Source organism: Nonomuraea sp. N2-4H (assembly GCF_045291505.1).
Classification (GTDB): domain Bacteria; phylum Actinomycetota; class Actinomycetes; order Streptosporangiales; family Streptosporangiaceae; genus Nonomuraea; species Nonomuraea fastidiosa.
The window spans coordinates 8,658,599-8,674,475 of record NZ_CP147987.1 but is presented as its reverse complement, the minus strand read 5'-3'; the positions used below and the strand labels follow the sequence as shown (position 1 = coordinate 8,674,475).

16 protein-coding genes and 1 tRNA gene are annotated in these 15,877 nt (G+C 70.0%); 3 read left to right on the top strand and 14 right to left on the bottom strand.

Going from position 1 to position 15,877, the window contains the following annotated elements; translation table 11 throughout:
• Nucleotides 1-7 precede the first annotated feature (7 nt).
• The 3 genes from WBK31_RS40155 to WBK31_RS40145 all read left to right on the top strand — a co-directional run bounded on the left by WBK31_RS40155 (nucleotide 8) and on the right by WBK31_RS40145 (nucleotide 3,787).
• Nucleotides 8-949, top strand: a complete 942-nt coding sequence (locus tag WBK31_RS40155) for an SGNH/GDSL hydrolase family protein (RefSeq protein WP_406674098.1) — start codon at nucleotides 8-10, stop codon at nucleotides 947-949.
• A gap of 74 nt (nucleotides 950-1,023) precedes the next feature.
• Nucleotides 1,024-2,376, top strand: coding sequence for a PQQ-binding-like beta-propeller repeat protein (locus WBK31_RS40150; protein WP_378785258.1), 1,353 nt, complete (start codon nucleotides 1,024-1,026; stop codon nucleotides 2,374-2,376).
• Nucleotides 2,377-2,569: 193 nt separating this feature from the next.
• Entirely contained in the window at nucleotides 2,570-3,787 is a 1,218-nt protein-coding gene (locus WBK31_RS40145) for an acetyl-CoA C-acetyltransferase (RefSeq protein ID WP_364069673.1), read from the top strand.
• A 146-nt stretch (nucleotides 3,788-3,933) separates the two neighbouring features.
• On the opposite strand, the gene WBK31_RS40140 is transcribed toward WBK31_RS40145, so the two are convergent.
• From WBK31_RS40140 to WBK31_RS40075, 14 genes are all read right to left on the bottom strand, one after another.
• Nucleotides 3,934-4,341 (bottom strand): PPOX class F420-dependent oxidoreductase, encoded by a 408-nt coding sequence (locus WBK31_RS40140; protein WP_364069671.1) that lies wholly within the window; start codon nucleotides 4,339-4,341, stop codon nucleotides 3,934-3,936.
• Nucleotides 4,342-4,397: 56 nt separating this feature from the next.
• The gene (locus tag WBK31_RS40135) at nucleotides 4,398-4,631 is read right to left on the bottom strand and encodes a DUF4287 domain-containing protein (protein ID WP_357586258.1); all 234 of its coding nucleotides are present in this window, start codon (nucleotides 4,629-4,631) and stop codon (nucleotides 4,398-4,400) included.
• A 165-nt stretch (nucleotides 4,632-4,796) separates the two neighbouring features.
• On the bottom strand, nucleotides 4,797-5,591 hold the full coding sequence (locus WBK31_RS40130) for a Bax inhibitor-1/YccA family protein (RefSeq protein WP_364069669.1): 795 nt from the start codon (nucleotides 5,589-5,591) through the stop codon (nucleotides 4,797-4,799).
• A gap of 566 nt (nucleotides 5,592-6,157) precedes the next feature.
• Nucleotides 6,158-6,230 (bottom strand) — tRNA-Leu (locus WBK31_RS40125).
• 49 nt (nucleotides 6,231-6,279) lie between these two features.
• The gene (locus tag WBK31_RS40120; protein ID WP_364069667.1) at nucleotides 6,280-6,774 is read right to left on the bottom strand and encodes a peptide deformylase; all 495 of its coding nucleotides are present in this window, start codon (nucleotides 6,772-6,774) and stop codon (nucleotides 6,280-6,282) included.
• Between the two features lie 38 nt (nucleotides 6,775-6,812).
• The gene (locus tag WBK31_RS40115) at nucleotides 6,813-7,343 is read right to left on the bottom strand and encodes an ACT domain-containing protein (RefSeq protein ID WP_364069665.1); all 531 of its coding nucleotides are present in this window, start codon (nucleotides 7,341-7,343) and stop codon (nucleotides 6,813-6,815) included.
• 81 nt (nucleotides 7,344-7,424) lie between these two features.
• On the bottom strand, nucleotides 7,425-8,741 hold the full coding sequence (locus tag WBK31_RS40110) for an NAD(P)/FAD-dependent oxidoreductase (protein WP_364069663.1): 1,317 nt from the start codon (nucleotides 8,739-8,741) through the stop codon (nucleotides 7,425-7,427).
• Between the two features lie 94 nt (nucleotides 8,742-8,835).
• The gene (locus WBK31_RS40105) at nucleotides 8,836-9,630 is read right to left on the bottom strand and encodes a uracil-DNA glycosylase (RefSeq protein ID WP_364069661.1); all 795 of its coding nucleotides are present in this window, start codon (nucleotides 9,628-9,630) and stop codon (nucleotides 8,836-8,838) included.
• A gap of 392 nt (nucleotides 9,631-10,022) precedes the next feature.
• The gene (locus WBK31_RS40100) at nucleotides 10,023-11,165 is read right to left on the bottom strand and encodes a hypothetical protein (protein ID WP_364069659.1); all 1,143 of its coding nucleotides are present in this window, start codon (nucleotides 11,163-11,165) and stop codon (nucleotides 10,023-10,025) included.
• A 197-nt stretch (nucleotides 11,166-11,362) separates the two neighbouring features.
• Entirely contained in the window at nucleotides 11,363-12,313 is a 951-nt protein-coding gene (locus WBK31_RS40095) for an exopolyphosphatase (protein WP_378785262.1), read from the bottom strand.
• The gene (locus WBK31_RS40090; RefSeq protein WP_364069655.1) at nucleotides 12,304-12,792 is read right to left on the bottom strand and encodes a DUF501 domain-containing protein; all 489 of its coding nucleotides are present in this window, start codon (nucleotides 12,790-12,792) and stop codon (nucleotides 12,304-12,306) included. Before WBK31_RS40090 ends, WBK31_RS40095 begins: the two co-directional genes overlap by 10 nt.
• Nucleotides 12,782-13,474 (bottom strand): septum formation initiator family protein, encoded by a 693-nt coding sequence (locus tag WBK31_RS40085; RefSeq protein ID WP_378785264.1) that lies wholly within the window; start codon nucleotides 13,472-13,474, stop codon nucleotides 12,782-12,784. Before WBK31_RS40085 ends, WBK31_RS40090 begins: the two co-directional genes overlap by 11 nt.
• Before the next feature lie 67 nt (nucleotides 13,475-13,541).
• On the bottom strand, nucleotides 13,542-14,819 hold the full coding sequence (gene eno, locus WBK31_RS40080; protein ID WP_364069651.1) for a phosphopyruvate hydratase: 1,278 nt from the start codon (nucleotides 14,817-14,819) through the stop codon (nucleotides 13,542-13,544).
• Between the two features lie 117 nt (nucleotides 14,820-14,936).
• Nucleotides 14,937-15,875, bottom strand: coding sequence for a MazG family protein (locus tag WBK31_RS40075; RefSeq protein ID WP_364069649.1), 939 nt, complete (start codon nucleotides 15,873-15,875; stop codon nucleotides 14,937-14,939).
• Nucleotides 15,876-15,877: the final 2 nt, after the last annotated feature.

Genomic DNA, 15,877 nt, shown 5'->3' with positions numbered 1-15,877 from the left:
GATCGCGATGGCAGCGGCGTTCGGAGGCGGCGGTCTGACGGCGCTCGGAGCCACCGCCTACGGGCTGTTGATCGCGGAGAGCCTGCTGGCGCGCAAGGCCATCGGCCGCCCGCACGGCCTGGACGGGCCGCCCTCCGACGGCGTCTACGGCACCGACTTCCCCGGTGAGCCGATCAAGATGGCGATGCTGGGCGACTCCACCTCGGTGGGCCTGGGCATGACCGACCCGGCCAAGACGCCCGCGGTGATGCTGGCCAACGGGCTCGCCGTGGTGGCCGAACGGCCGGTGGAGCTGAAGGTGGTGGGCAAGTCGGGCACTCCGTCGGCCGAGCTGGCCGAGCAGGTCGACGCGGTGCTGCCGATGAAGCCCGACCTGGCGGTGATCTTCGTGGGGGCCAACGACATCATCACGCAGACGCCGCCCGCGATCGCCGTACGCCATCTGACCAAGGCCGTGCGGCGGCTGCGGGATGCGGGGGCCGAGGTGGTCGTGGGCACGTGTCCCGACCTCGGCACCGTACGCCCGATCGCACAGCCGCTGCGCTGGGTGACGCGGCGCTGGAGCCGGCAGCTCGCCGCGGCGCAGACGGTGGCGGTGGTGGACGCGGGCGGCCGTACGGTGGCGTTCGCCGACGTCCTCGGCCCCGAGTTCGCGACAAATCCGACAGAAATGTTCGGACCGGATCGTTTCCATCCATCTGACCGAGGTTACGCGCAGGCCGCTAACGCGGTGCTACCGTCGGTGTGCGCTGCGTTGGGGCTGTGGCCAGAGCCGCGTCCCGCGCGCGGCGAAGCACTGCAACCGATCTACCTCGCGGCGGCGACGGCCGCGGAGGAGCCCGGCACCGAGGTCTCCGCGACCCGGGTCGACGGGCGGGCGACGGGCCTGCACGGCAAGTGGGCGACGTTGTTCCGCCGGCGACTCGGCGAGGCGGTCAACGAGCCCTGACACCTGCGCACCCTCGGCCGGTCACCTTCCGCTGCCGAGCCGCCACTCCCCGTCCTCATTGGAGTGGATTGCCCGTGCGCCGGCCCTCGTGGAAACCGTCACTCGCCCTCGCCGCAACCCTCACCGCCGGCCTCGCCACCGGCGGCTGCTCCGGCAGCGACGCCGCCACCTCCGCCTTCCCTTCCTGGCACAACACCCAGGTCAACGTCGTCAGCAGGATGGCCGTGGGCGGCGACGTGGTCGCCGTCACCTCCATGAAGCCCGAAGGCGCGCTGGAGACCGTCGCCCTCAGCCTGCGCGACGGCCGGCGGCTGTGGGCGCACCCGGCCACCATGGCAGGCCGCCTGCCCGGCATGGGCGTCTCCACCCCCGCGCTCGTGCGCAGCGGCGACCAGGCCGTGGTGGTCGCGCTCGACCCGGGCAAGCAGGGCCGCTGGAACGCCACGCTCATCGCCCGTGACGCCCGCACCGGCGCCCGCAAGTGGAGCAGGCCGGTGCACTCGACGTTCGGGCCGCAGCGCTGCGGTCCGTACGTGTGCCTGTCCGAGCACACCGCGCTGGCCAAGGCGCGCATGGTGGTGCTCGACCCGGCGACCGGCAAGGTGCTGTGGAAGCTGCCCGGCATCTCCGAGGTCGAGTGGTCGGACGACAAGCGCGTGCTGCTGCTCAGACTCGCCAGCAACCCCATGGTGGAGTCGTACGAGCTGGAGACCGGCAAGCTCCAGTGGCAGCAGCCGATCGAGCAGGCGCTCGGCCCCGGCATCGACCTGTCGGGCGGCTGGGCGTTCGGCGCGGCCGGTGACGACCTGGTGGGCTACGTCGCGCCCTACACCAACCCGCGCACGAAGAAGGTCTCGGCGTTCGGGCTGTTCTCCATCAAGATCGCCGACGGGACGATCAACTGGATGCGGCCGTCGGTCGTACGCGTCTATCCCAGCGGCAATCCCGGCCTCGCCCCCGTCGTGCGGCCCGTCGACCGCCACGGCTCCTATGGCGGCTTCGCCAGGCTCGACCCGACCACGGGGCGGGTCGTCGGCCAGATCACCGCCTCCGACGTGCCAGGATCGGGCTGGTGGCTGGCCTTCCCCGACCGCATGGACAAGCTGGGCTTCCTCCAGCACCGCGCCAAGGGCTCGGCCTTCGACCTGGCGGCGGGGCGTCCGGTGCCGCCGGAGAACGTGCGCGCGTGGTCGTTCTGCGTCACCGACCCCAAGCCGCTGCCGCTGCGCGGCCAGCCGCCCGGCTTCTACTCCACGGCCGCGCTCTGCGAGTACGACCTCGGCACCGGCAAGCGGGTCACTCCCGCCTCCACCCCGCCCTCCTGGTACACCGGCAGCCAGGACGGCTGGCGGCTGTGGCGCGACGAGCGAGGCGGCCTGCACGCGGTCAACGACCAGACGGCCGACTCACCCGGCATGTACGGATAACAGCAGCCCTGTCGGCCCCTCCCCCGCGCTCTCTTCGCCCGCCCGGCACGTACGAACAGCGGGCGAGCAGCCCTGCCGGCCGTCGCACCCCCAACCATCCGCGCACCTACGGAAACCGGGCGAGCGGGCCGGTCGGCTCTTGCGCTAAGAACTGGAATATAGTTCTACTATTAGCGCCGACAAAGGAGGGGCCATGCCCGAGGCAGTCATCGTCGCAACCGCGCGTTCCCCGATCGGACGGGCCTTCAAGGGGTCGCTCAAGGACATCCGGCCCGATGACCTGACCGTCCAGATGATCAAGGCGGCGCTGGCCAAGGTGCCCCAGCTCGACCCCGCCTCGATCGATGACATCATGCTCGGCTGCGGCCTGCCCGGCGGTGAGCAGGGCTTCAACATGGCCAGGGTCGTGGCGGTGCTGCTGGGCCTGGACAACGTGCCCGGCACCACCGTGACCCGCTACTGCTCCTCGTCGTTGCAGACCACCCGGATGGCCTTCCACGCCATCAAGGCGGGCGAGGGCGACGTGTTCGTCTCCGCCGGCGTCGAAACCGTCTCCCGCTTCACCAAGGGCAACTCCGACTCGCTGCCCGACACGCACAACCCGCTCTTCGCCGAGGCCCGCGAGCGCACCAAGCAGTTCGCCGAGGGCGGGCAGGTCTGGCACGACCCGCGCGAGGACGACCGCGTACCCGACATCTACATCGCCATGGGCCAGACCGCCGAGAACGTCGCCCAGATCAAGGGCATCTCCCGCAAGGAGCAGGACGAGTTCGGCGTGCGCTCGCAGAACCTCGCGGAGAAGGCGATCGCCGACGGGTTCTGGCAGAAGGACATCACGCCGGTGACCCTGCCCGACGGCACCGTGGTCAGCAAGGACGACGGGCCGCGGCCGGGCACCACGTACGAGAAGGTCTCCACGCTCGCGCCGGCCTTCCGCCCCGACGGCACGGTCACGGCCGCCAACTGCTGCCCGCTCAACGACGGGGCCGCGGCGGTCGTCATCATGAGCGACACGAAGGCCGCCGAGCTGGGCATCACGCCGCTGGCCAGGATCGTCTCGACCGGCGTCTCCGCGCTGTCGCCCGAGATCATGGGGCTCGGTCCCGTCGAAGCGTCGAAGCAGGCGCTGGCCAGGGCCGGCATGGCGATCGGCGACATCGACCTGGTGGAGATCAACGAGGCGTTCGCCGCGCAGGTCATCCCGTCGTACCGGGAGCTCGGCATCGACATCGACCGGCTCAACGTCAACGGCGGCGCCATCGCGGTCGGCCACCCGTTCGGCATGACCGGCGCGCGTATCACCTCGACGCTGATCAACAGTCTCCAGCACCACGACAAGAGCATCGGCCTGGAGACGATGTGCGTGGGCGGCGGCCAGGGCATGGCCATGGTCCTCGAGCGCCTGAGCTGAGCCGGTCCCAAGCGATCCTGAGGCGGCTTTGACAGGCTGCTTCATGCGGTGAGGCCGCGCACCCCGGTGACGGGGCGCGCGGCCTCAACAGTGCGGCCAGAACGGACGTAGTGCTTCCCGTGACGGCCGAAAGGGACGCCGAGGGCTCAGCCGTGGCGGTCGGGGCCGGCCTTGACCGGGGTGATGCGCATCAGAACGCGCCGGTCGCGCTCCATCGCGGCCCGGTAATCGTCCCAGTCGGGATGCTCGCCTGAGATGTCGCGATAGTAGGCGACCAGGAGCTCCATGGCCTCGGGCAGGTGGACGACCTCGGCGGTGCCGTCGATCTGGATCCAGTCGCCGTAGAAGCGGTCGGTGAACGCGCACAGCGACACGTGGGGATCCCGGATGGCGTTGCGCACCTTGGCCGCGGTCTCGCGGCTGCTGATCACCACGTGGTCGCCTTGTACGCCTGCGACGACCGGCGACATCTGCGGGCGCCCATCGCGGTGCCGGGTCAGCAGGACGGCGTGGTGATGATCACGAAGGAAGCCGAGGGCCTTGTTGAGATCCATACCCTCATGATGACGCGCCCGCGCTTGCGGCACGGGCGCGGCTAGGACGGTTGGGCTCAGATGAAGCCCATGCGGTTACGGCGGTGCCGCTCGTGCTCGTGGACGATCGCGGCGGCGTAGCCGTGGGTCAGCCCGTGCTCGTCTGCGAGCCAGTTGGCACGCTCGTCGCACCTCAGGAAGGCCGGGCCGTTGTCGATTGCTTGGAACCACTCTGGGAGTTCGCGCCCCGTGATGGCCGGGACCCTTGCGATCAGCTTCGTCTGCGTCTCCGGTGAGTGGTTCAAGGACATGGGCACCTCCGCGGATTAGCTCCTTTGCTTGACACTGCAACACGGAAGTGAGGTTGGCAACCCCTCGGCCCGGCATCATTTTGTGACGGCAGGTAGATTTTCCATCGCAGAGCGAAAGGGCCCCGCCAGTGCGGCGGGGCCCTTTCGCACGACTGTCGGTGACGGTCAGTCGCTATCGCTGAAGTAGCTGATGAACCGCAGCACCTCGAGGTAGATCCACACCAGGCTCAGGGTGAGGCCGAAGGCGCACTGCCAGGCGAACTTGTCCGGAGCGCCCTGCTTGACGCCCTGCTCGATCGAGTCGAAGTCGAGCAGCAGGAAGAAGCAGCCGAGCAGGATCATGGCGACGCTGAAGATCCAGCCGAGCGGGCTGTCGGTGCGCAGGCCGAGGCCGCCCTCGTGGAAGATGCCCACGATGAGGTTGACGACGACCAGGCCGAGCGCGGCGAGGCCGGCCGCGATGGTGAACTTCACCAGCTTGGGTGTGACGCGGACGATGCGCAACGCGTAGACCGTCAGCACCGCGCCGAACGCGAACGCCGTGCCGAGCACCGCCTGCATCACGATGCCGCTGACCAACCCCTCGAAGACCGAGCTGATCTTGCCGAGGAAGACACCCTCGAACACCGCGTACGCCAGGATGAGCGCCGGGTTGGTGCTCATCGTGAACGAGGCGATCAGGCCGAGGACCAGCGCCACGACCGCGGCGCCGATGGCGACCATCGGGGGGACGTCGAGGATCCAGGCCGCGGCGGCGGCCACGACCAGCGCGCCGAGGGTCATGAACCCTCGCACCACGACGTCGTCGAGCGTCATGGTCCGGTACGCCGGCCGGGTCGGTGGTGCGTACGACGGCGCGTCGTACATGTGCTGCAGCTGGTCGGGTGACGGGGTGGGACCGGCCCAGCCCGCCGCGGCCTGCTGCCGCGACCTGCTGAATACGGGGTTCTTGCTCTCCATCGCTGCCTCCTGTGACGACGAGCCTACGGTGCGCGCCGTCACCTTGGTCAACTGACGCTCATAACGATGTTCATACGGGACTTCGGCTGCGTTCACAACGATCCGGGCCTTCGCGGAGTTCCCGGGATCGCCTGGCGGCCGGAATTCCGCCTCCGCAGGTGCCCGGCGGCGCGTCGACGTGCTCCGATGCGCTCGGCGGCGAGTATGGCAGCATTCGGGAACCGGAAAGGATGGCTGTCAGGCGTAGTCGGACATTCACAGAAAGGGAACTCCGGCAATGCCGGAAGAAAGCAGAAAACCTGGGGCTTGTCAATATCGGACGGCCGACGAAAACTTATCGGCCGGCCAAACAGCGGGCGCCGCCCGGCCGGTGGGCGCCGACGGCCGGAGGCCCCGGGCCGGGCGGCTCGGGCCGTACGACACCGGCTCTAACAAACAGTGATCGCACGGTGACAGGACAAAATCGATAACAACTCGATATCGTCAGGTGACGGCTGAGCCGCGTCCATCCTGCCGATCGCGGTAAAGCTCCAGGTCAGAGACCTGAAGTCAATGGAGAAGGCAAGTGCCCCCGGCGGGATTCGAACCCGCACGTCAACCCTTTTAAGGGGTTTGCCTCTGCCATTGGGCTACGGGGGCGCCGTAATCATACGAAACAGACCATGCTTCCGAGGAGCACAACTTCGCATCAAGCGTCACAAGTGTGAAGCTTGCGGTGAAGTGATAGCGCCCCAGGGACTCTGTCCAAGAAGAGTAGACCGTCGAGATGGTCCAGTTGGTGCTGAATGCAGCGAGCTTCCACGGCATCCGCTTCGATGGTGACGCTCTCCCCGGTTCCTGGCAAATGCCCATGTACGGTGATACGCGTGGCTCTGCGGACATCCGCGGTCAATCCCGGGATCGATGTGCACCCCTCCCGGCCCTCGTCCCAATCGGCGGCCCCCGCGAGCCTGGGATTGACGAGGACCGTCTCTCCGGCCCAGGAACGACTCCTTGGGTGGCGACGGGCGTCAAAGGCGATCAGGCGCCAGCTCAGCCCGATCTGAGGGGCCGCCAGCCCCGTCGCGGCAGGCGTGCCGCGCAATGTCGCCAGCAGATCCGCCGCGGCGGCCACGACCTCAGGCGCGCCCGGGTCAACGGGCGCCGCCACGGCGGACAGCACAGGGTGCGGGGCGCCGAGCACGTCCCGCACGGTGCCGGTCGGTCTCGGTCCCCGCGGGTTCACAACAGATCCGGTTCGACGGGACGGAAGGTGATCTCGGAGTCGAGGCTCGCGCCGACCGCGGCCAGCCTGCGCATGAGCGCCGCCACGTCGACGTCCTTCGGCAGCTCGACGTCCGCGATGAGCACGTACAGGCGGCCGGTGAGCCGCGTGCTCATGCCGGTGATGTTGCCGCCGTCCTCGGCCAGCACGGCGCTGACGGCCGAGACGATGCCGGGACGGTCGGGGCCGTGCACGGTCAGCACGTACTCCAGCCCGCCGCCCTGCCCGCCGAGCCCGCCGTCGCCGCAGAAGTGGCGGCGGGCGGCGATCGCCGAGGCGGTGACCACGAGGTCGGGGGCGCCCACCCGTTTGGTCAGCTCGGCGGGATCCAGGTCGCCGGATACCAGCAGCATCATCGCGACGTGCCCGCCCAGCAACGTCATGGTCGAGTCCTGGATGTTCACGCCGCAGTCGGCGAGCGACCCGGTTACCGCGGCGATCACGCCTGGCCGGTCGACGCCCAGCACGGTCACCGCTGACAGACCCACTCGTGGCACCCCTTCCGCTTGCGACATGGGTGCCGTGAACGCCCCGGCGACGTGGTTCACCGGGGCGCTGCCGTACCCGAGCTAGCGGCGAGTCGTCGCCACCGCGGCCCTGAAGCCGTCGCGGGGGTGCTCCATCTCTCCCAGCGAGATCGTCTCCCGCTTGAAGAACAGAGCCAGCGTCCAGTCGACGACGACACGGACCTTGCGGTTCAGCGTCGGCACCCGCGACAGATGGTAGGTGCGGTGCATGAACCACGCAGGGAAACCGCGCAGCTTGACGCCATAGACATTGGCGACGCCCTGATGCAGGCCGAGTCCGGCGACCGATCCGACGTACTTGTGGCGGTATTGGACGAGTTCCTCCCCGCGGAGGTAGCGGACGATGTTGTCCGCCAGCACCTTCGCCTGCCGGACGGCGTGCTGGGCATTGGGCGCGCAGTACTTGCCCGGGTTGGTCACGTCGGGCACCCCGGCGGCGTCACCGGCGGCGAACGCGCCCGGCGTGCCCGCCACGGTCAGCATCGGCGTGGTCTTGATCCGGCCGCGCTCGTCGAGCGGCAGGTCGCTGTCGTTGACCACCGGGCTGGGCTTGACGCCGGCCGTCCAGACGAGCGTCTCCGCCTCGAACTCGGTGCCGTCCGAGAGCACCACGTGGCCGCCCACGCAGCTCTCCAGGCGGGTTTCGAGTCGGACGTCGATGCCGCGCTCGCGCAGCTGCTCCAGCGTCCACTTGCCCATCTCGGGGCCGACTTCGGGCAGCACCCGGTTCGTCGCCTCGACGAGCACCCAGCGGATGTCCGACGGCTTGATGTTGCGGTAGTAGCGGGTGGAGTGCTTGGCCATGTCCTCCAGCTCGGCCAGCGCCTCCACACCGGCGAACCCGGCCCCGACCACCACGAACGTCAGGGCCCTTCGCCGCACCTCCGGGTCGTCGGTCGACTCGGCCACGTCGAGCAGGTGCAGCACGCGGTTGCGCAGCGCGATCGCCTCGCCGACCGTCTTGAAGCCGATGCCGATGTCGGTGAGCCCGGGGATGGGCAGGGTGCGGGAGATCGACCCGGCGGCCATCACGATCACGTCGTACGCGATCTGGCGCGGCTCGCCCTCGGCCGGCTGGAAGGTGACGACGCGGCCGGCGTGGTCCACCTTGGTGACGGTGCCGTTCAGGATGTGCACCTTGGGCAGCACACGGCGCAGCGGGGCCACCATGTGGCGGGGCGAGAGGTTGCCCGCGGCGGCCTCCGGCAGGAACGGCTGGTAGGTCATGTAGGACTGGGGGTCGATGATCGTGATGCGGGCTTCGCCGTCGCGGAGTTCGCGACGGAGCCTGCGCTGGAGCCGTAGTGCGGTGTAGAGGCCGACGTATCCGCCGCCGACGATCAGAATGTGCTTGTTCATCCTGAGGCCACATCCCTCGTGGTTGCTTGTGAAAGCATTCACAAGCCTACGCCAGCGGCTTCCGCGTAAGCCAGCCGAGAAGTGGTGTAACGCGTCACACCGCCAGTGACCTGGCCCTTGAGAAGACGTCGTCCAGCATTCGGGCGGTGACGCGGCCGGTGAACGTGTTCTGCTGGCTCGGGTGGTAGCAGCCCATGAGCGTCACTTGGGCGTCGCCGCGCTTGATCGGCACCTCTGTCCCGTGGCCGAACGGCGGACGTGGACGCGGCAGCTCGTAGCCCGCCTCCTTGAGCGCCGGCCACACGGCCTGCCAGGCGTAGCCGCCGAGCGCCACGATCACCCGTACGGTCGGCGCGACCAGCGTGATCTCCCTGGCCATCCACGGGAAGCAGGTGGCCTTCTCCTCCGGCGTCGGCTTGTTGTCCGGCGGGGCGCAGCGCACCGACGCCACCACACGGGCGCCGATCAGCCGCTGGCCGTCGCCCGCGTGCGTGCTGGTCTCCTGGGCGGCCAGGCCGCACCGGTGGAGTGAGGCGAACAGCCAGTCGCCGCTGCGGTCGCCGGTGAAGATGCGCCCGGTCCTGTTGCCCCCGTGGGCCGCCGGGGCCAGCCCCACCAGCAGGATGCTCGGCCGTTCGTCGCCCCACCCCGGCACGGGGCGGCCCCAGTAGGTCTCGTTCGCGAACGCGCGCCGCTTCACCCGCGCGACCTCCTCGCGCCACTCCACCAGGCGGGGGCACGCGCGGCAGACGGACTGCGCGGCCGTGAGCTCCGCGAGCGTGCCGCTGCCGGCGGCGAGGTGGCGCACGTCGGCGGGGTCGAGCGCGACAGGCGTGTCGGCGGTCGCGGGGTCTTCAGGCCAGCCGGTGCCGGGAGGGACGAAGCTCATGACACCGATGGTGCCCGATCACTTCGAGCGCTCGGACCTTGACGAGGCACTCGGGCAGGGCGCGACGTCTTGATCGGAGTCCTGCGCGCCCGCGGCACCCGCAGTCGGGCCCTTACGCGGCCACTCGGGCAGGGCGCAACGACCTTTTCGGAAACCCTGCGCGCCCGCGGCGCACGCGGGAGTGATGCGCGCCCGCGGCACGCGTACGAGCGAACGGAAAACCGGGCGGCTCCCGAAGGTGCCGCCCGGTTGAACCGCTCGATTCGGCGTCACGGCGCGGTCCGCCCGGACGTCGCCCGGCGGCACCGACCGGTGCCGTCCGGACGGGCCCAGGACGCCGCCAGAGGCGTTACCCGGCGGCGTCCGTGCCGTTCCCGTTCACTCAGTGCCTGTCAGGCCTTGCTGTCCTCGGTGGCGGGCAGCGTCGTGGCCTCGGGCGCGGGCGCGGGCAGAGTGGTGGCCGACGGCTTGGGCTCCGGCTTGTCGGCCGGGGCCTTGCGGCAGGCCGGGTAGCGGTCGCTGGAGGAGTCGCTGTTGTTCGGTCCGGTGACCGTCAGCGTCACCACGCCGCCCTTGGCGTCCGGGCCGCTCAGCTCGGTGGAGAAGGCCGGCACCAGGATCGTGCCGCCGTCACGGCCGAAGTAGGTCTGGCCGTTGCTCACCGTACGGCCGTTGAGCGACCAGCGGTAGGAGACCCGGCCCGCACCGGTGGCGGTGATGGAGCCGGTGGCCTTGACCGTGCAGCTGCCGACGACCGTGGCGTTGGCGGACGCGGAGACCTTGCCGCGCGGCTTCGGAGCCTCGTGCCCGTCCTTGCACGCGACCTTGTAGTACGTCCTGTTGGAGGACTCGCTGTCCGGGCTCAGCACCTGGAGCTGCGCCCAGCCGCGCTGGCTGTGACGCGGGGAGATGCTGAAGCCGACCTTGCGCGAGTCGCGCACCTTGATCTTGCCGTAGTCGGCGGTGTGGCCGTTGAGGACCCAGCGGTAACGCACCCAGGCCGGACGCGAGGAGCTGATCACGCCGGTGAAGTTGACCTTGTCACCGGGGGCGCAGCGGTGGGCGTACGAGCTGTAGCTCGTCCAGGCGCGAGCGTTGATCTTGGGGCCGTGGTCGCGCACGACCTCCTTGAGCGACACGCAGGAGACGGAGAAGTAGCTCTTCTTCGAGGTGAACTTCTTGGGCCCGAGGACCTGGACGGCCTCCCAGCCCTTGACGTCCTCCTTGAAGGTGATGGACTGCTTGACCGTGACCGTCTTGGTGCCCTTGCCCTTGACCGTGAGCTCCTTGACCTTGCTCTTGGAGCCGTCGCCGTGCAGCCAGCGGTAGGCCAGCTTGGTCTTGCCGTTGACCGGCACCTTGATCTTGGCCGAGAAGTTGACCGTGACCGGACACGATCCTTCGTGGGCCCGCGGGGAGGCCTTCGGCGTGGTGGCCGTGACCTTGGGCTTCGACGCGGTGGCGGCCTGGGCGGGCCCGGCGACCAGGCCCGCGGCGAGCGCCGCCAGGGCCGCCGACGAGGCGCTGAACGCCACAGCCTTACGCGCTAACCCAACAGACATCATGTGAGAGTGCTCCATTCCTTGAGGGAAGAGACGCGCTCGGGAACGGTCGCCAAGCCTGCGCCTTTCGCGCATGACACATGGCAAAGCCCCCGTTTTGCCTCTTTACTGAAGCACAATACTGATCGCGGGCTCAAGACGATCACGAATCCGGAAATGTCCGGATTTCTTCAGCTTCGGGCGAGAGACCACGCCATCCCGTCGAGGATGTCGTGCTCACTCACGACGACCCGCGAAAACTTGAACCGGCGCACGATGCGGTCGAGGATCAGCGCCCCCGCGCCGATCACGTCCACGCGTCCGGGATGCATCACCGGGATCCGCGCCCGCTCCTCGTGGGTCATCGCGAGCAGCCGCCGCGTCACCTCGTGCACCTGCTCGGCCGACAGGCGGGAGTGGTGGATGCGCGCCGGATCGTAGGAGGGCAGCTCCTGCGCGATGCCCGACACCGTCGTCACCGAGCCGGCCAGCCCGACCAGCGTCTTCGCCTTGCGCACCGGCACCTCGGCCTCGACCCGGTCGAGCGCGGCCTCGATGTCGGCGACGACCGCCTCCAGCGCCTCCGCCTTGGGCGGGTCTCCGGCGTCGCGCAGGTGCCGCTCGGTCAGCCGTACGCAGCCGATGTCGACCGACAGCGCGCCCTCGGCGTGCACGGAACCGACCACGAACTCCGTGGAGCCGCCGCCGATGTCCACCACCAGGTAGGGCGCGAGCGAGCCTCGCGCCACCTCGGTCTCGGGCGACAGGCGCGAAAGACCCCTGGTGGCGCCCGTGAACGACAGCTCGGCCTCCTCGGCGCCCGTGATCACCTCGGGCTCCACCCCGAAGATCTTCCGTACGCCGGTCACGAAGTCCTGCCGGTTGGCCGCATCGCGGGTCGCGCTCGTCGCCACCACACGGGTCGCGGTGGCGCCGTGGCGCTCGATCAGCTCCTGGTACTCGCGCATCTTCGCGAACGTGCGCTCCAGCGCCTCGGGCGCGAGCCTGCCGGTGCGGTCGACGCCCTGGCCGAGGCGGACGATCTCGTTCAGCCGCTCGACGTCGGTCAGCGTGCCGTCGCCGATGTCGGCGATGAGCAGGCGTACGGAGTTGGTGCCGCAATCGATGGCCGCTACACGCATGGTCCGTCACTCCACCAGTCGGGGAGTGCGTCCAGCGCCTCCCTGCCGAACGGGTTGATCCCGGGCACCGCCAGCTCGTGGGCCACGAGTGCGTGCAGGCACTTGACCCGCTCCGGCATGCCGCCCGTGCTCTGCATGCCCGGCGGCAGCGGCTCGATGCCCTGCTCGCGGGCCGCCTGGTCACGCCGCGCCAGGTAGTCCTCGTGCGCCGCGCGGTAGGCCTCCGCCAGCTCCGGCTCGGTCGCCAGCCTGGCCTGCATCTCCCGCATCAGACCGGAACCCTCGAGGGTGCCGATGGCCGAGGCCGCCTTGGGGCAGGTCAGGTAGTAAAGAGTCGGGAAGGGCGAGCCGTCGGGCAGCCGCGGCGCGGTCTCCACCACGTCGGGGTTGCCGCACGGGCAACGGTGCGCGACCGCGCGCAGCCCTCTCGGCGGCCGTCCGAGCTGCCGCTCGACGACCTCGACGTCCTTACTGTCCAACGCGTTCCCTTCCTGTCGCCGACCCTCCGGCCGGCTGCCCCGTGGGCTCCTTGGTCGGCTGTTTCGTGGCCTGCCCGGTGGGCTCATCGCTCGGCTGCCCGCTCGACTGCCCGCTCGACTGGTTCGCCGGCTCCTGCGTGGGTTCCTTCGCCGGCTTCGCGGGCTCTTTCGTGGTCTGCCCGGTGGGCTTGCCGCTCGGCTGCCCGCTCGGCTCCTTGGTGGGCTCGCCGCCCGGCTTCCCGCTCGGCTCCGCACCGGGCTTCCCGGAAGGAGCGGCGCCCTGCTGCCCGGTCACGGCCCTGCGGCCGGTGCCCTTGTCGGCGGCCTGCACCGACTCCCACAGCGTCTCGTACCACGGCGGCACCTGCGCGGGCTGCTTGACCGCCGCCTGCGCCTTGCCCTGCTCGGGCTCCATCACCACGTAGCACTTCTCGCCGGGACCGCAGTAGTGCAGCCGCTCCTTCGCCGTCTTCTTGATCCAGTTGGGGTCGTCGCTCTGCCTGTCGCGAGCCAGCAGCGCCTGCTTCTCGGCCTCGACCCTGGCCTTCTCGGCGCGCAGCTCCGCGATGCTGCGGCGCAGGCTGATGTACTCGCGCACAGGGTAGGCCAGGCTCATCGCGATCGCGCACACCACGACGGCCAGGATGGCCGCCCGCCCGGTGAGCTGCGGTCTCTTCGCCACTTGCTGCACACCCCCTCAAGTGCGGCTCGCGGCCGGAGAATCGGGGTGCCGCGAGCCGTACTCGAAACTAGCGCCGGAAACGCGGGAACGCCGCGCGACCCGCGTAGCGGGCGGCGTCGTCGAGCTCCTCCTCGATGCGCAGCAGCTGGTTGTACTTGGCCACCCGGTCGGAGCGGGCCGGAGCGCCCGTCTTGATCTGGCCGCAGTTGACCGCGACGGCCAGGTCGGCGATCGTCGTGTCCTCGGTCTCGCCGGAGCGGTGGCTCATCATGCAGCGGTAGCCGTTGCGGTGGGCCAGGTCGACCGCGTCGAGGGTCTCCGACAGCGTGCCGATCTGGTTGACCTTGACCAGCAGGGCGTTGGCCGCGCCCTCCTTGATGCCGCGCTCCAGCCGCTCGGGGTTGGTGACGAAGAGGTCGTCGCCGACGAGCTGCACCTTGTCGCCGAGCTTGGCGGTGATGGCCTTCCAGCCCTCCCAGTCCTCCTCGTCGAGCGGGTCCTCGATGGAGACGAGCGGGTAGTTGGCGACCAGGTCCTCGTAGAAGGCGATCAGCTCCTCGGACGACAGGCCCTTGCCGTCGATCGTGTAGACGCCGTCCTTGTGGAACTCCGACGCCGCCACGTCGAGCGCCAGCGCGACGTCGTCGCCCGGCACGTAACCGGCCCGCTCGATGGCGGCCAGGATGAGGTCGAGCGCGTCGCGGTTGGAGGGCAGGTTGGGCGCGAAGCCGCCCTCGTCGCCCAGGCCCGTGGCGTAGCCCTTCTCCTTCAGCACGCCCTTGAGCGCGTGGTAGACCTCGGTGCCCATGCGCACGGCCTCGCGGAAGGACTCCGCGCCGATCGGCGCGATCATGAACTCCTGGATGTCGACGTTGGTGTCGGCGTGAGCGCCGCCGTTGAGGATGTTCATCATCGGCACCGGCAGCACGTGGGCGTTGGGGCCGCCGAGGTAGCGGAAGAGCGACAGCTCGGCGCTGTCGGCCGCGGCCTTGGCCACGGCGAGCGAGACGCCCAGGATGGCGTTGGCACCGAGCTTGGCCTTGTTGGGCGTGCGGTCCAGATCGATCATGATCTGGTCGATGATCCGCTGGTCCTCGGCCTCGATCCCGTTGATCTCCTCCTGGATCTCGTCGGTCACCGCGAGCACGGCCTTCTCCACGCCCTTGCCGCCGTAACGCTTACCGCCGTCGCGCAGCTCGACCGCCTCGAACTGGCCGGTGGACGCCCCGCTCGGCACGGCCGCCCGGCCCCTGCTGCCGTCGTCGAGAATGACCTCGACCTCGACCGTCGGGTTGCCCCGGGAGTCGAGGATCTCGCGCGCGTATACGACCTCGATGGTAGCCACGGGATGCGCTCCTCAATCGAAAGCTGATATGCCATCAGAGCCTATCGGTACGGCCACCCCGCGCAGGCTCTCAGGTCGCCGCGGCGCACCTCCACTGCGCACTTCTACTGGGCACTTCTACTGGGGGCTGGAGGACTCCCAGGCCCGCACCCGGTCGCGGTAGGCGCGGGCCGCGCCGCGCAGCTCCGCCTCGGCGTCGAGGCCCGCCTCGGCCGCCCTGCGTACGAGGTCGAACAGCTCCCTGGCCACCCCCTGGCCGACCGCCGCCGACAGCGACTCCGGCGCGCCCGCCCGCTCGGCCCTGCGCAGCAGCTGGGCCACCAGCGACAGCGCGGGCTGCCCCATCGGCACGCCGTCGAGCACCGACTCGGTGCCCTTGGCGGCGCGCTCCGCCGCCTTGATCGCCTCCCAGTTGGCGTTGACCTCGTCGGCGCTCTCCGCGCGTACGGACCCGAACACGTGGGGGTGCCGCCTGACCAGCTTCTCCACGATGCCGGCCGCCACGTCGTCGATGTCGAAGCCCTCGGCCACGCGGGCGTGGAAGACCACCTGGAGCAACAGGTCGCCCAGCTCTTCGCGCAGCGCCGCGTAGTCGCCCTGCTCGATGGTCTCCAGCACCTCGTACGCCTCTTCGAGCAGGTACGGCACCAGCGACGCGTGGGTCTGCTTGCGGTCCCACGGGCACTCGGTGCGCAGCCGGTCCATCACCGCCACCAGGTCGAGCACCCGCGCCCCCGGCAGGTCATAGGAGCCGGGGACGACCTCGATGACCGGTGGCTCGTCGAGCGAGATCGCCGCCTGCCCGACCGCCCGCATGAAGTCCTCGCTGTCGTGCTCGGCCAGCCACACCACGGTCTCGGCCACCGCCCGGCGGGCCAGCGCCGCCGGGTCGGGCTCGACGACCTCGGCGGCGATGCCGGCGTCCGCGAGGTAGGGAAGCTGCGGGTGGTCGGCCGAGCCGGTCAGCACCGGGCCGGACCGCAGCGCCTGCCACGCCTGATGGCTCAGCAGGCCCGGCGCGACCCGGGGCGAGGTGGTGACGACGATCAGCGGCACGA